The 14,890-nt window shown below is 72.1% G+C and carries 13 protein-coding genes; 5 read left to right on the top strand and 8 right to left on the bottom strand.

Translation table 11 applies throughout. From position 1 onward, the window contains the following. Positions 1-2,051, top strand: a 2,051-nt coding sequence (locus ABT381_RS31500) for a hypothetical protein (RefSeq protein WP_351600217.1), incomplete at its 5' end; no start/stop codon positions are given. Between the two features lie 82 nt (positions 2,052-2,133). On the opposite strand, the gene ABT381_RS31495 is transcribed toward ABT381_RS31500, so the two are convergent. After that, entirely contained in the window at positions 2,134-3,519 is a 1,386-nt protein-coding gene (locus ABT381_RS31495; protein WP_467754494.1) for a GH39 family glycosyl hydrolase, read from the bottom strand. 182 nt (positions 3,520-3,701) lie between these two features. Here ABT381_RS31495 and ABT381_RS31490 point away from each other — a divergent pair, with 182 nt between their 5' ends. After that, positions 3,702-4,814 (top strand): DUF5925 domain-containing protein, encoded by a 1,113-nt coding sequence (locus tag ABT381_RS31490; protein ID WP_351600213.1) that lies wholly within the window; start codon positions 3,702-3,704, stop codon positions 4,812-4,814. Between the two features lie 180 nt (positions 4,815-4,994). On the opposite strand, the gene ABT381_RS31485 is transcribed toward ABT381_RS31490, so the two are convergent. The 7 genes from ABT381_RS31485 to ABT381_RS31455 all read right to left on the bottom strand — a co-directional run bounded on the left by ABT381_RS31485 (position 4,995) and on the right by ABT381_RS31455 (position 11,828). Next, positions 4,995-5,957 carry a pirin family protein gene (locus ABT381_RS31485; protein ID WP_351600211.1) on the bottom strand — a complete coding sequence of 321 codons (963 nt, stop codon included), beginning with the start codon at positions 5,955-5,957 and terminating at the stop codon, positions 4,995-4,997. Between the two features lie 18 nt (positions 5,958-5,975). Then, positions 5,976-6,758 carry a dimethylargininase gene (gene ddaH / locus ABT381_RS31480; protein WP_351600209.1) on the bottom strand — a complete coding sequence of 261 codons (783 nt, stop codon included), beginning with the start codon at positions 6,756-6,758 and terminating at the stop codon, positions 5,976-5,978. Between the two features lie 191 nt (positions 6,759-6,949). Continuing rightward, positions 6,950-7,339, bottom strand: coding sequence for a GntR family transcriptional regulator (locus ABT381_RS31475; protein WP_351600207.1), 390 nt, complete (start codon positions 7,337-7,339; stop codon positions 6,950-6,952). A gap of 226 nt (positions 7,340-7,565) precedes the next feature. Further along, entirely contained in the window at positions 7,566-8,738 is a 1,173-nt protein-coding gene (locus ABT381_RS31470; protein ID WP_351600205.1) for a methyltransferase domain-containing protein, read from the bottom strand. Positions 8,739-8,805: 67 nt separating this feature from the next. Continuing rightward, positions 8,806-10,308, bottom strand: coding sequence for a tripartite tricarboxylate transporter permease (locus tag ABT381_RS31465; RefSeq protein ID WP_351600203.1), 1,503 nt, complete (start codon positions 10,306-10,308; stop codon positions 8,806-8,808). Positions 10,309-10,311: 3 nt separating this feature from the next. Beyond that, positions 10,312-10,848 (bottom strand): tripartite tricarboxylate transporter TctB family protein, encoded by a 537-nt coding sequence (locus tag ABT381_RS31460; RefSeq protein WP_351600201.1) that lies wholly within the window; start codon positions 10,846-10,848, stop codon positions 10,312-10,314. Next, complete coding sequence (locus ABT381_RS31455; protein ID WP_351600221.1) at positions 10,845-11,828, bottom strand: Bug family tripartite tricarboxylate transporter substrate binding protein; 984 nt, start codon at positions 11,826-11,828, stop codon at positions 10,845-10,847. Before ABT381_RS31455 ends, ABT381_RS31460 begins: the two co-directional genes overlap by 4 nt. Before the next feature lie 154 nt (positions 11,829-11,982). On the opposite strand from ABT381_RS31455, the gene ABT381_RS31450 reads away from it, so the two are divergent. From ABT381_RS31450 to ABT381_RS31440, 3 genes are all read left to right on the top strand, one after another. Next, positions 11,983-12,678, top strand: a complete 696-nt coding sequence (locus ABT381_RS31450) for a response regulator (protein WP_351600199.1) — start codon at positions 11,983-11,985, stop codon at positions 12,676-12,678. A 118-nt stretch (positions 12,679-12,796) separates the two neighbouring features. Further along, entirely contained in the window at positions 12,797-13,846 is a 1,050-nt protein-coding gene (locus ABT381_RS31445; protein WP_351600197.1) for a lytic polysaccharide monooxygenase, read from the top strand. 334 nt (positions 13,847-14,180) lie between these two features. Beyond that, entirely contained in the window at positions 14,181-14,792 is a 612-nt protein-coding gene (locus tag ABT381_RS31440) for a pyridoxamine 5'-phosphate oxidase family protein (protein WP_351600219.1), read from the top strand. Positions 14,793-14,890 lie beyond the last annotated feature (98 nt).

The raw sequence follows: 14,890 nt of genomic DNA, 5'->3' as shown, positions 1-14,890 counted from the left end.
GCGTGGCCGCCCGCCTCGCCGCCCGGCCCGACCTCGGCGTCTGGGCCCTGCTCGGCGTCGCGCTCGCGCTCTTCTGGCTGCCGTTGCGCGGGATGGGCGACGCCGACCTGGACCGGATGGGCGGGCTCGGCCTGATCTCCGTCCTGCCCGTCGCCACGCTGATCGGCGCCGCCCTGCTCGCCGTGGCGTTCGCCGCGGGGCTGTGGCTCTCCCGGCCGCGCCGGGTCCTGCTGGCGGCGACGCTGCTGCTCACGGTCGTGGCGCTGCACGCGCTGCCCGCCGTCCTGGAGGCCGAGCCGCGCTTCGCCACCGCCTGGCAGCACCTGGGCTTCCTGGACTACATCGGCCGCACCGGCACCGCCGTACCGGACCTGGACGCGCGCTGGAGCTGGCCGGGCTTCTTCGCCGGGGCGCAGTTCCTCGCCGAGGCCTGCGGCGTCACCGACTTCGACGCGCTGCTCCGCTGGTGGCCGCTGACCATCCAACTTCTCTACCTCCCCCCGGTGTTCCTGCTGCTGCGCTCCGTACGGGCGGACTGGCGCGCGAAGTGGAGCGCGGCGTGGCTGTTCGCGCTGTGCGGCTGGGTCGGCCAGGACTACTTCTCGCCGCAGGGCTTCACGTACCTGCTCTACCTCGTGTTCGTCGCGGTCCTCATGGTGTGGTTCCGCGACCCCCGGGTGCTGCGCGGCAAGCTGCTCCCCGGTGAGGCCGAGGTGCGCCCGGCGGGCCGCAGACAGCGCGCGGTCCTGCTCGGTGTGCTGATCGCGCTGTTCGCGGTCTCCGTGGCAGGCCACCAGCTCACGCCCTTCGTGATGCTCGGCGTGCTCGTCTTCCTGGTGTTCGTGCGCCGTTCGACGCTGCGCGGCCTGCCTCTGTTGCTCGGCGTGCTGGTCGTCTTCTGGATCGGCTTCCTCGCCGAGCCCTACTGGTCGGGCCACTTCGACGAGCTGTTCGGCGGCATCGGCGGCCTCGGCTCCAATGTCACCTCCTCGGTGTCGGGCCGTATCGCGGGCGGCAGCAGCACCCACAAGCTCGTCCTGTACACCCGGGTTCTGCTGGCCGGTTCGGTGCTCGCGCTGGCCTGCTGGGGCGTGCTGCGGCGGCGCCTGGCGGGCTTCGCCGAGCGCTCCCTGCCGGTGCTCGCCTTCGTGCCGTTCCTCGCCTTCGGCATGCAGTCCTACGGTGGCGAGATGGCGCTGCGCGTCTTCATGTTCGCGCTGCCCGGCGCGTGCGTGCTCGCCGCGCTCGCGCTCTTCCCGCGCCCCGCCGCCACTCCCCTCACCGCCGATCCCTCCGCCACCGGCCGCCCCACAGTCGGCCGCCGCGGCCTCGGGCCGCTCGCGGCCCTGCTGGCGGGCCTGGTGCTGGTCTTCGGCTTCCTCGTGGCCCGCTGGGGCAACGAGCCGTTCGAGCGGACCCGGCCCGGCGAGGTCGCGGCGATGGACTACGTGTACGCCCACGACGAGCCGACCGTACGGCTGCTGTGGATGACCGACGACCCGGTCGACAACGTCACCCCGGACATGCCGTGGGGGGCCAAGGACATGGAGCGCGTCCAGTACGAGCCGACCCTCGCGCCGCGCGACCCGGTGCTCGTCGGCCCGATCGTCAAGGCGCTGAAGGACGCGGGACCGCAGTCGTACCTGATCGTCAACCGCGGCCAGTCCGAGGCGCTGCGGCTGGACGGCGGCTACCCGGACAGCTGGGAGCGGCGGCTGCGCGCGAACCTGGACCGCCGCCCCGAGCTGCGGCGGGTGGTCGTCAACGACGACGCCGTGCTGTACGAGCTGAAGGCCCCGGCGGCGGGCCCGGTACCGCAGCCCGCCCCCGGTCCGGCGGGCCCGAAGGTCACCTGGACGCCGTGGTCGGTGGCGGGCGGCCTGGCGGTGGTGGCGCTGATCGTGCTGCTGGGCACCCGCGAGATCGTGCGGGTGGCGCTCCCGCCGGGCGTCGGCAAGCAGCGCTGGGTCCAGGGCTCGTTCTGGTTCTCGCTGCCGCTCCTGGTGGTCTTCCTGGCCGCCCTCGTGCAGCGGTTCGTGACGCTGTCGTAGGAGGCGTGCTCGCTGTCGTGGCTGCGCCCCGCCCCGTACTGGTACGGGGCGGGGCGCAGCCGTTCTTCAGCGGTTCAGGGGTTCAGCGCTTCAGCCAGCGCAGCCCGTAGGCCGGCATGTCGAAGGTCCGGCCGTCGATCTTGGCCTGGATGGTCCGGTCGAGGGTGTTGATCACCAGCACCGTGTCGTCGTCGGCGAGCACCCGTACGTTCGGCCGGTCGTCCGGCGCGACGGAAACGGACCGGAACGTGGTCCCCGGCGGGAATTCCTTCCCGAATTTCCCGAGCAGTTTCATCATCGGCAATTCGCCGCCGCCATCGTCCAGTTGCGTGCTCCGCCACAGGCATCCGGGGCAGTCCTTGCCCTCGTTCTGCGGATTCCAGTACAGCGCGGTGGCGACGCCGGCCCGCGCCATCTCCATCATCGCGGTGGCCTGGACGGCGGTACGGTGCGGCTCGCTCCAGCCGTTCCGGTCGTCGTTCTCGTCGGCGACCTCGACGTACCACTCCGACCACCACACCGGCAGCCCGGTCTCCTCGCGCAGCCACCGCGTCACGTCGCCGAATTTCTCCGTCGCCCCGAATTCGTCCGGCGCGTACACATCGTCCTTGGTGTAACTGGACCCGTCGACGGCCAGGAAGTCGGCGCCGTCCTTGTGCTCGTTCCAGTACGAGACCGCGTCCAGAACCCGCTGGTCGACCGAGCCCCAGGGCCCCGCGAGATCGGACGCGTAGGAGTCCTCACCGGGGCGGTAGCTGTCCATCACGACGTACGGCCCGCCGACCTGGATTCCCGGGTCGACCTTCTTCAGCTCCTTGTACACGAGGTTGTACAACTTCGTGTAACCCTCGTAGTCCCAGCGGTTCTTGTCGTCGTCGAAGAATCCCTTGAATTCGTTCCAGACGATGAAGTGCCGGACCTCCGGATAGCGTTTCGCTATCTTCCCCGCCAGCTTCGCGAAGTCCTCGTAGTGGTCCGGGCTCGGCGCCTTCTCCAGCTCGCCCCAGTCCGTTTTCCCTGCCTTGCCGCCCTTCATCCAGTCCGGCGAACAGCACAGGGTCAGGACGGGTGTGCCGCCGGTGCTCCGGATCAGCGCCAGCCGCCGGTCCAGGTCGCGGAAGTTGTACTTCCCGGGGCTCGGTTCCGGATTGCGCGCGCCCCAGCCCATGATGTGTTGGTTCTGCGGCATCGGGTCGCCGGTGAGCAGCCGGTCGGCCTGCACCTTGGCGGTGTGCTCGCCGCGGTCGGCGCTGAACTCGGTGTGCGTGAACCCCCAGCCCAGCTGATCCATCGGGTTCGCGCTGCCGAACACTCCGTTGTTCGTGCCCCTGCCGTCCTGTCCCCCCGGCGGAAACCCGCACATGACCAGGAGTAACGCCAGAACTGCCACCCCCGTGCCGAGAAGCGCGGCGATCACCCACCGCGTGCGCCCCGGTATTGCCACCCGTAACCCCCCATGACGTCCCACAACGGGCAAGCCTAGTCAGATTCCCGGCTGTTGAGCGCCCGCACCGCGTAACGGTTGCGCTGTGGACAGAACTACCACCCCGCCTGTCAAGTGCCGGTCAAGCCCGCGTCCGTCTCCGGTCCGGCCCGGGTAATCCCGAAATTCCGTGTACGGCACGCGGGTCATGCCGGATCATGGCCAGCATGTGTGCCGATCACCTTCCGCCGGCCGCCGCCGAGGAGTCGCTGCCGATCCGTCTGACGATGGACGACAGCGACTCCCCGTCCGATGTGGTGGACGCCCTCTTCCTGGGGCGGTTCGCCAATGGACGGCAGCCGTACGCCCGCAGCCGCTCCGTGGAGCGCGTCAAGGCGGGCCTGACGCTGCTGCCGCCCGGCGCCGAAGTGCTGCGCTGCGCCCGCGACGACGACCGCAGCGCGACCCTCGCGGAGGGCGAGGGCTGGACGCTGCTCGTCTCGCGCTGGAACCGCGGCGCCGACATCACGGTCACGGCGGTCAGCGACGAGCTGGCCCAGAAGGTGCTGGGCCAGTCGGCGGACGGCGCCGAGGACGAGCCGGAGCCGCAGCCCGCCAACGTCACCATGGGCTTCTGGTACTACTCCCCGCGCCGCGGCCCGTACCGCACCACCCGGCAGATCTCCGCCGGCACCTGGGAGGACATCCGTCCGAACTACACGGCTCCGGTCGCCGACGCGCTGGACGGCCTGATGAAGGTCACCCCCGAGGAGATCGCCGGCCGGCTGCTGCTCCTGCACGGCCCGCCGGGCACGGGCAAGACGTCCGCGCTGCGCACGCTCGCCCGTTCCTGGCGCGACTGGTGCCAGGTCGACTGCGTGCTGGACCCGGAGCGGCTCTTCAACGACGTCGGCTATCTGATGGACATCGCCATCGGCGAGGACGACGTGACGGGCCGGGGGCGGTGGCGGCTGCTGCTCCTGGAGGACTGCGACGAGCTGATCCGCGGCGAGGCCCGGCACACCGCAGGGCAGGCGCTCTCCCGGCTGCTGAACCTCACGGACGGCCTGCTGGGCCAGGGACGCAACGTCCTCGTGGGCGTGACGACCAACGAGGACCTGGAGCGGCTGCACCCGGCGGTGGTCCGGCCCGGCCGCTGTCTGGCCCGTATCGAGGTCGGCCCGCTCACGCGCGCGGAAGCGGTCGGCTGGCTGGGCTCGGACGAGGGCATCGGCCGCGACGGCGCGAGCCTCGCCGAACTGTACGCACTCCGCCGCGGCACCCGCCCCGCCGCCGTCCCCTCCCAGGACACGGGCGCCGACGCGGGTCTGTACCTGTGAAGCGCTGACGCGGGCCGGTGCCTGCGAGGGGGCAGGCCGTGCGGGTCGCGTCTTCGGCGGTGCGGCCCGTGCCGGTGGCGGTGTGGCTCGTGCCTTCGGAGGCGGGGCCCGTGCCGGTGGCGGTGTGGCTCGTGCCTTCGGCAGTGCGGCCCGAACGCGCGTCGGTGCGGGCCGGCCGCCTCACCGCCGGCGCCCCCGCGGCTTGAGCGGCACCCGTGGCAGCGCCGGAGCGGGCAGCGGCGGCCCGTCGTAACCGTGCACCGTCCCGAAGCGCTCCCCCGCCATCCACGCCTCCCGCGCCGCCGCCACCTCCTCACCGCTGCGCGCGACGAAGTTCCACCACATGACGATCTGTTCCTCGAACGGCAGCCCGCCCAGCAGCATCAGGCTGCTGTGGACGTCCGCGCGCACCGGCAGCTCGCTCCGCCCGCACCCGAGGTACAGCAGCGAGCCGGGTCCGAGCCGTACGCCGTCCACCTCGGTCTCGCCCTCGATCGACAGCACGGCGTACTCGAAGTCGCTCTCCAGCGGCAGCCGTACGTGCGCCCCCGCGCCGATCGTGATGTCCGCGCCGACCAGCGGCGAGTAGATCGTGCCGGGCGACCGCGCGCCCGCCAGCTCCCCGAGGATCACGGTCGCGCTCACCCCGCCACCCCCGGTGATCACCGGCAGTTCGGCGTGGTGCTCGAACGACGGCGCCTTCCCCCGGTGCTCGTTCGGCAGCGCGACCCACAGCTGCGCGCCGTGCAGCACCCGGGTGTGGTCGCGCGGCGACTCCTCCGAGTGCGCGATCGCCCGGCCCGAGGTCATCAGGCCCAGCTCCCGCGGTCGTACGAGCTGCAGGGAGCCGAGGCTGTCGCGGTGCAGCACCTCGCCCTCGCGCAGCCAGCTGACCGTCTGCAGCCCCATGTGCGGATGCGGCGGCACCTGCATCCCGGGCTCCCCGGCGATGTCGTCCGGACCGTAGTGGTCCACGAAGCACCACGCGCCCACCATCCTGCGGCCGAGGTTCGGCAGCAGTCTGCGGACCAGCGTGGACTCCCCCAGCGGAACCTGCTTGCCTGGCTGGACGTCACGGACCGGTCCGGTCCGGCCTCCGCCCCCGCAGAGACTGGCCGCGGGCTTGAGATCGAGGTTGCTCATGCCGTCACGATATGGCGGTCATGCGGGCAGCTCCCGCAGGCGTACGGACAGACACGTCACACACCCCTCCAGCTTCTCGAACTCACCGATGTCGACGAGCACCGGCGTGTACCCGAGATCCGCGAACAGCTCGGCACTCTTCGGCGCACTGGCCGCCATCAGCAGTTTTCCCTCGCCCAGCAGCACGACGTGGGAGCCGCTCTCCTCCGGTACGGCCAGGAAGCGCGGGAAGAGCGCACGCGCCTCGGCGTCGACGAGCGGCGGATATCCGATGACGGTGCCGTCGGGAAGTGCGGTAACGGCCGACTTCAGGTGCAGTACCTTGCTGACCGGTACGGCGACGACCCGCGCCCCCAATGGCTCGAAAGCAGCTCGAATTTGGCGCACTCCGTCACCGTTGGTGCGCCCGCCGCGGCCCACGTACACCGTGTCGCCGATTTTCAGCACGTCCCCGCCGTCCAGCGTCCCCGGCTCACGGACCCGGCCCACGAAGCAGCCGAGCGCCTCGACGGTCGCCGCGGCCGCCGTGGTCTCCGGCTTCCGCTCGTCCGCGCCGGGCCGCGAGATCAGCGCGGCGTTGCGGAACACGACCATGGTGTCCTCGACGAAGGCGCCGTCCGGGCAGTCGTCGGCGGGCGGCACCTCGATGGTCTCCCAGCCGTGCGCCTGCATCGTCCCGACGTACGTCTCCCACTGCCGCAGCGCGAGCCCGGCGTCCGCCGGCCGCCGGTCGATGTGCGTGACCAGCCCTTCCGCGAGCCGCGGACTCGGCCGACGAACGAGCGCCTTCTTGCTGGCCATGGCGCGCCCACCTCCGGTTCTTACTGAACGATGAGTTAGCAGAGCTACCTTATGCGTGGCTCGGGCAACGGAACACCCTCCGGCGCATCCGGCGGGGCTGCGGGGCTGCGGGCCTGCGGGGCTCTCGCCGCTGGCGGATGGTCACCCGCCCTCTGCTGGTGGGTGGTCACCCGCCCTCTACCGGTGGATGGTCACCCGTCCTCGCCGTACGTGGCGCGCAGGGCCGTCACCGCGGCGGTCAGCGCGGCCTGGTGGTCGAGGCCGAGCCGCTGCGCCCGCTGGGCGAAGGCCAGGGCGGCCTCCGCGGCCTGCTGAGCGCCCGCGTCCCCCGCGGCCGCGACGAACGTACCGTTACGGCCCCGGGTCTCGATCACCCCGTCACCCTCCAGCGCCCGGTACGCCTTGGCCACGGTGTTCGCCGCCAGCCCCAGCTCCCCCGCCAGCCCGCGCACCGTCGGCAGCCGGAACCCGGCCGGCAGCCGTCCGCTCCGGGCCTGCTCGGCGATCTGGGTGCGGACCTGCTCGTACGGCGCGTCCGCCGCTTCCGGATCGACGACGAGCTGCAGAGGATGCAGGACCACGGTGACACTCCGAGACGTAGAGGCGAGGCTACAGAACCTTTGTCCCACCCATTGTGCTCCGCACCCGCCCCCGCACCCCGCCCACCACGCCCAATCCCCCACACCTCACGCCCACTACCGAGGCACGCCCCCACCCCCTCCTCGCCATCATTCGCCTCACCCTCGTCCGCCCCTCCTCGCCGTCGTCCGCCTCACCCTCGTCCGCCCCTCCTCGCCGTCGTCCTCCTCACCCTCGTCCCGCCGTTTCCGCCGTGCGGCCGGCCGTGCTCGGCGGCAGCGCCACCGCGCGGCCCGGGCCCGCCGGGTCGTAGGCGATGGAGTCGCCGGGCCGGTGCCAGTGCAGGACGAAGCGCCGGCCCGCGCGGTACGCGTCCAGGCCCGCTCTGCAGTACGCGACCATGTCGTCCGGCAGCGCGTCCAGCGGGAACCAGTCGAGCTGGGAGCACTTCTCCGGCTCGCGGTTGACGGGCTCGCCGCCCGCGCCGTACGCCGCCTCGAAGAACCAGCCGATCCGCGGCCGCCCGTCCGGCGCGCGGTGCTGCATGACCAGCGCGACCCGCAGGTCCGACGCGGTCAGCCGCAGCCCGGTCTCCTCGGCCGCTTCCCGGATCATCGCCTCCTGGACGTCCTCGCCGTCCTCGGCGTGCCCGCTCGGTGCGTGCAACAGCCCGTCGGCGTATCCGGTGTTCGCGCGCCGGGCGAGCAGTACCTCGTCGCCGCGGCGCAGGATCAGATGGACATCGATCACCTCCGTATGGCGGGCCGGCGGCGCGGGGTGGACCACGAGCGCGTACCGCTCGTCCCGCACCTCCCTGCCCCACAGCGCGGGATCACCCGCGAGTCTCTCCAGGTGCGTGCGGCGGGCCAGCGGAGCGGTCAGCCGTTCCAGCTCGGCGGCCGTGATGCCGACCGGGTCGGCCTCGCCCCACCGGCCCTCGATCAGCACCAGCCGGCCCCCGGGCCGCAGCAGCCCCACCCACCGGCGCAGCGCCGCCTCCGGATCGGGCAGCGCCCACAGCACGTGCCGGACCAGGACCACATCGAACTGCCGCTCCCCCGCCGGTGGTTCGGCGGCGTCCCCGACCAGCAGCCGCGCGGCCGGGGCCCGGTCCCCGAGCCGCGCCGCCGCGAACTTGGCGCGGGCCGCCTCCACCATCCGCGGCGAGCGGTCGACCCCCGTGACGCGGTGGCCCTGCTCGGCGGCGAGCAGGGCCAAGCTGCCCGTGCCGCAGCCGAGGTCGAGGACGTCGGACGGCCCGGCCGGCAGCCAGTCCCGCAGCCGGTCCGCCCATGCGCTTCGTACCGCCGGATCGCGCAGCCCGTGATCGGGCTCGTCGTCGAACCGCTCGGCGGCGGATTCCCAGTAACCGGCGTCGGTGACCGGCGTGTCGGTAGCCATGCACAGATAGTGACAGGCCCCACTGACAATCGGCGCTGACCTGCGACGACAGCCGATTGAGGGCTTATCAGTCCGCAGCGCGCGCGGAACGCCCGCGCGGCAGCGCCCGCTTGATCCACGGCCAGCCCAGCAGCACCACGATCACGGCGTAGACGGTGATCGAGAAGGGCGTGTTGACCAGGCCGGCGACGCTGCCGTCGCTGATCTGCAGTGCCCGCCGCAGCTGCTGTTCGGCGGCCGGGCCCAGGATGACGCCGATGACGGCGGGCAGTACCGGCAGGCCGTACCGCCGCATGCCCAGTCCGATCAGCCCGATGATCAGCAGAATGACCAGGTCCAGCGGCTCGCCGCCGACCGCGTACGCGCCGACCGCGGCGAAGAAGAGGATCCCGGCGTACAGGTACGGGCGCGGGATCCGCAGCAGCTTCGCCCAGACGGGCGCCAGCGGCAGGTTGAGGACGAGCAGCAGCACCATGCCGACGAACAGCGAGGCGATCAGGCCCCAGACGAGCTCCGGTTCGCGCTCGAAGAGCAGCGGCCCGGGCTGGATGCCGTACTGCTGGAAGGCCGCCAGCATGACCGCGGCGACGGCGGTCGTCGGCAGGCCGAGGGTCAGCATCGACACGAGCGTGCCGGCCGCCGACGCCGAGGACGCCGACTCGGGCCCGGCGACGCCCTCGATGGCGCCGCGGCCGAATTCGTCGCGGTGCTTGGAGAGCCGCTTCTCGGTGACGTACGAGAGGAAGGTGGGGATCTCGGCGCCGCCGGCCGGGATCGCGCCGAACGGGAAGCCGATGAGCGGCCCGCGCAGCCACGGCTTCCACGTGCGCCGCAGCTCCGCCTTGCCCAGCCAGGGGCGGCCCACCGGGATCGACTCACCCGATGTGCGCCGCAGATGGGCCGCCACCCACAGCGCTTCCCCGATGGCGAACAGTCCGACCGCCACGATGACGACGTCGATGCCGTCGGCGAGTTCGAGCGTCCCGAAGGTGAGCCGCTGCTGCCCGGTCATCTGGTCCAGGCCGACGAGCCCGAGGGTCAGGCCGATGAGCAGCGAGGCGAAGCCGCGTATCCGGGAGCTGCCGAGCACGGACGTCACGGCGATGAAGGCGAGCACCATGATGGCGAAGTAGTCGGGTGCGCCGATGTCCACGGCGAGCGAGGCGACCGTGGGCGCGAGCACGACCAGCAGGATCGTGCCGATCATGCCGCCCGCGAAGTGCCCGCAGGCGGCGGCCGCCAGGGCCTGGGCGCCGCGCCCGGCGCGCGCCATCGGGTTGCCTTCGATGGCGGCGACCACCGCCGCGCTCTCCCCGGGGGTGTTGAGCAGGATGGAGGTGGTGGAGCCGCCGAACATGCCCCCGTAGTAGATCCCGGCGAACATGATGAACGCGCCGGTCGGCTCCAGCCCGTAGGTGACGGGGAGGAGGAGGGCCACGGCCATGGCGGGGCCGATGCCCGGCAGTACTCCGATGGCGGTGCCGAGCAGCACCCCGATGGCGGCCCACAGCAGGTTGATCGGGGTGAGCGCCGTACCGAAGCCGTCGATGAGTGAGGACAGGGAGTCCATCGTCTACAGCACCCCCATGAGCGGGCCGCCGGGCAGCGGCACGCCCAGCAGATTGTTGAACACGACGTAGGTCAGCAGGGACAGGACGGCCGCGATGAGCGGGTCGCGGGTGAGGTTGCGGCTGCCGAGTGCGTACGCGGAGCCCCAGAAGAGCAGCGCGCCGGAGATCGGGAAGCCGAGCGGTTTGATGAGGACGGCGTTGGCGAGGAAGACGCCGGCGAGCAGGGCGACGGTGCGCCAGTCGCCGGGCTCGGTGAGGTCGATGTCCTCGCCGCCCTCGGCCTCGCCGCGGCCGCCCCGCAGGACGTCGACGGCGAGGAGTACGGCGACGACCAGGAGGAGCACGCCGACCACGATCGGCACGGTGGTGGGCCCGATGGGGCCGCGCTGGGTGATGTCGGCGTCCATCGTGACCGCGTCGGTGAGCACGAGGACGCCGAGGACCAGGAGGATGAGGCAGACGCCCAGTTCGGAGCGGCCGCGCAGGCGTGCGCGCAGGCCGCTGCCGGTCGGCGCCGCGGGTTCGGTACCGGTGCTCACAGCCCCAGCTCCTTCAGTACGGTGTCGACGCGCCGGTCCTGTGCGGCCAGGAAGCGGCCGAACCTGTCGCCGGTCATGAAGGCGTCGCTCCACCCGTTGCGCTTGAGCGCGTCCTTCCACTGCTTGGTTCCGTGCAGTTCGGTGAAGAGGGTGGTCAGCTTCTGCCGTTCGACGTCCGTGAGCCCCGGGGGCGCCACGATGCCGCGCCAGTTGGTGAACTCGGTGTTGACGCCGGCCTCCTTGAGGGTGGGCGCGTCCAGGCCCTTGACCCGCTCGGGGCCGGTGACGGCCAGCAGCCGCAGCTCCCCGGACTTGATCTGGTCGAGGTACTCGCCGACGCCGGAGACCCCGAAGGCGACCTTGCCGCCCAGTACGGAGGCGAGCAGCTCACCGCCGCCGTCGAACGGCACGTAGTTGACGGACTTGGGGGTGATCCCGGCGGCCTTCGCCATCAGCATCGGCGCCAGGTGGTCGGGCCCGCCGGCCGAGGAGCCGCCGCCGACCGGCATCTTGCGGGGGTTCTTCTTCCAGTCGGCGAGCAGCTGGTCGAACGTCTTGTACTTGGAGTCCTTGGCGACGACCACGATGTCCGGCTCTTCCGTGAGCCGCGCGATGGGCGTGGTGTCGCCGAGCCCGGAGGGCGAGTGGTTGGTGTGGACGGCGCCGACGACGCCGAGCCCCATGGACATCGCGAGCTTGCCGTTGCCGTGCTCGTTGACGATGCGGCTGAGGCCGACCGTGCCGCCCGCCCCGGGGAGGTTGAAGACCTCGACATTGTGGTTGAGCCCGGCGTCCTCGATGCTCTTCGCCGCCGTACGGGCCGTGATGTCGTATCCACCGCCCGGCGTGTTGGGCACCATGAACTGCAGGCCCGGAATCCGGGTCCCGGTGTCGGCCCCGCTGCCCGATGTCAGCAGGGGCGGGCCGAGGAGGACGATCAGAACCGCCCCCAGGAGGGCGAGGGGTGTGCGCGCACGCACAGATGACACCACCCTTCTCTTGCGTGTGGCTTCGTGGCTCTGTGGGGGGCGGAGATCGTGGTGAGGGCCACATGTTGCCCGGGGGTTAACTCCGCGTCTCGCTTCCGGTATTAAGGGTCGTTGTGAACGTTGTGGTCGCGGAAGGGATCGTTCGATGACCAAGGTGCTGGTCGTCGACGACGACTTCATGGTCGCCAAGCTGCACAGCCACTACGTGAACGCCACCGAGGGCTTCTCGGTGGCCGGCGTGGCACATACGGGGGCCGAGGCGCTGCGCGCGGCCGAACGGCTCCGCCCCGACCTCCTCCTGCTGGACATCTACCTGCCGGACATGGACGGCATCAGCGTGCTGCGCCGGCTGCGGGCCCTGGAGGGCGGGACGCACGCCGACGCGCTCTTCGTGACCGCGGCACGCGACGCGCACGTCATACGGGACGCGTTGCGGGCCGGTGCGCTGCACTACCTCATCAAGCCGTTCGACCGGTCCTCCCTTCAGGAGCAGCTGCGGCACGTGGCCGCGTTGCGCACCCGCCTGGACCGGCTCGGCGAGGCCAGCCAGGAGGACGTGGACCAGATCTTCGGCACCCGCCCGCGCGCCTCCAGAGGTCTGCCCAAAGGTCTCGCCGCCCATACGGCGGATCTGGTCGAACGCACCCTGCGACAGCACGAGGACGGCCTCTCGGCATCGGAGTGCGCGGCGGCGGGCGCGCTGTCCCGGGTGAGCGCGCGCCGCTACCTCGAGTACTTCACGGGCACCGGGCAGGCCGAGGTCTCGCTCCGGTACGGCGGCACCGGCCGCCCCGAGCGGCGCTACCGGTGGGTCGCCTCCCCGGGAATTAATCACCGCTGAGCGGTTCCTTAAGCCACCCATAAAGATCGCCAAGGTGTCGCTTCGGACGGCGAATTCGCTGGTCGGCGCAGCTAGCGTGCTGCCCGCCGGACGTCATGCCACGAAGGAGACCCCCACAATGACCGCTCGTCGCAAGGCCACAACACTCACCCTCGCCGCCCTCGCCCCGCTCGCCCTCACCGTGTTCGCCGCGGGCCCGGCGGCCGCGCACGGCTCGATGACGGACCCGGTGAGCCGGATCTCCGCGTGCTACGCCGAGGGCCCGGAATCACCGGACTCCGCGGCCTGCAAGGCGATGGTCGCGGCCGGCGGCGTGCAGGCCCTGTACGACTGGAACGGCGTACGGGACGGCGCGGCGGGCGGCCAGTCCAGGACGCGCATACCGGACGGCAAGCTCTGCAGCGCGAACAGCGAGGAGTACAAGGGCCTGGACCTGGCCCGGGACGACTGGCCGGCCGGCCCGATGACGGCGGGCGCCCACACGTTCCGGTACAAGGCCACCGCGCCGCACAAGGGCACGTTCGAGCTGTACCTCACCAAGGAAGGCTACGACCCGCGCAAGCCGCTGAAGTGGTCGGACCTGGAAGCGAAGCCGTTCGCGAAGGTCACCGACCCCACCCTGACCGGCGGCGACTACGTCTTCGAGGGCAAGGTGCCGGCCCGCTCCGGCCGCCACCTGATCTACAGCATCTGGCAGCGCTCGGACAGCCCGGAAGCCTTCTACACCTGCTCGGACGTGGTCTTCGGCAAGGACGGCGGCAGCGCGGGCACGGCAGCCGGTACCGGCACGGAGCCGCACTCCGCGGCCGCGCCCGCCCCCGCGGCCACCGCACCGACCGAGCGCCAACTCGCTGCCGGCGCGGACAAGTCGTCCATGGACCACACGCACATGCACCAAGGGAACGAGGGCACGGGCGGGGATCAGGGCACGAGCGGGGACGAAGGCACCAGCGGGGACAAGAGCACCGGCGGCGAGCACAAGCACCCGACCGCGGACGGCGTGCGCCCCGACGGCTCGTCGGGCAAGGCGGTGACCACGCAACTCGCCGAGACCGGCGGCGACGGCTCGACCGCTCCGCTCGCCGTCGGCGGCGCGGCCGTTCTCGCGCTGGGCGCCTCGCTGCTCTTCGCCGTCGCCCGCCGCAAGGCCGCACGGAACGGCGGCTGACGGGCGGCCCGCGCCGGCTCCCGGCGAGGCGGTGACGGCGGCGGCGTCCGGCCCGGGCGCCACCGCCACGGCGGCAGCGGTGGAGAAAGTGACACCCGATTCTCGCCGGACGAACGAGTTATCCACAGGCCCCCGCCGCTGTCGGCGGCCCGGCGTAGAGTCGTTGCCATGGCGCCCGCGAGCCGCGCGGGCCCGCCGTGACAGGGGGATTACGGCAATGAACACAGCATCAGCGGAGACGACGGGGCCGACGGCCGATCAGCCGGGAGCGGCCGCCGCGAAGCCGGCGGACAGGACGCGGACGGCAGCGGCGGGCGGGCCCTTGGAGGGCCTGGTGGAGGTCACGTCCGAGGCGGAGCTGCGCGAGCTGGTCGGCGAGCCGAACGCCCGCGCCGCCCACAAGACCCGTCCCGCGCTGCACGAGCTGGACCGGCAGTGGCTGGCCAACTCCCCGTTCTGCCTGCTCGCCACGGCCGACGCCGAGGGCCGTTGCGACGTCTCGCCCAAGGGCGACCCCGCGGGCTTCACGCACGTGCTGGACGACACCACGATCGTCATCCCCGACCGCCCGGGCAACAAGCGCGTGGACGGCTTCCTCAACGTCCTGGCCAACCCGCACGTGGGCCTGGCGTACGTCCTGCCCGGCCGCGGCGACACCCTGCGCATCAACGGACGGGCCCGGCTGCTGCGCGACGCCCCCTTCTTCGACGAGCTGGTCGTCAAGGGCCACCGTCCGGCGCTCGCACTGCTCGTGGAGATAGAAGAGGTCTTCCACCACTGCTCCAAGGCGTTCCTGCGGTCCGGTCTGTGGCGCACGGAGACCTGGCATCCCGAAGCCCTCCCCACCCGGGCCCGAATATGCAAGACCCTGGAGGCCCCGGACCTCCCGCTCGAAGCCATCGAGACCCACTACGGCCCGCGATACGCCGACCGTCTGTACGGCTGACCGTGAGCCTGGCGTCCCGCGGCCGGCGCGGGGGCGGCCGACGCGGCGGCGGGACGGGCGGCCTGCGGACCGAAGCGGGTGCGGGCGCGGTCGACGGC

It is taken from the genome of Streptomyces sp. NPDC000151 (assembly GCF_040301705.1).
In the GTDB taxonomy this organism is placed as follows: domain Bacteria; phylum Actinomycetota; class Actinomycetes; order Streptomycetales; family Streptomycetaceae; genus Streptomyces.
Note: the sequence above shows the minus strand (reverse complement) of the source record. Positions and strands in the feature narration are given on the sequence as shown.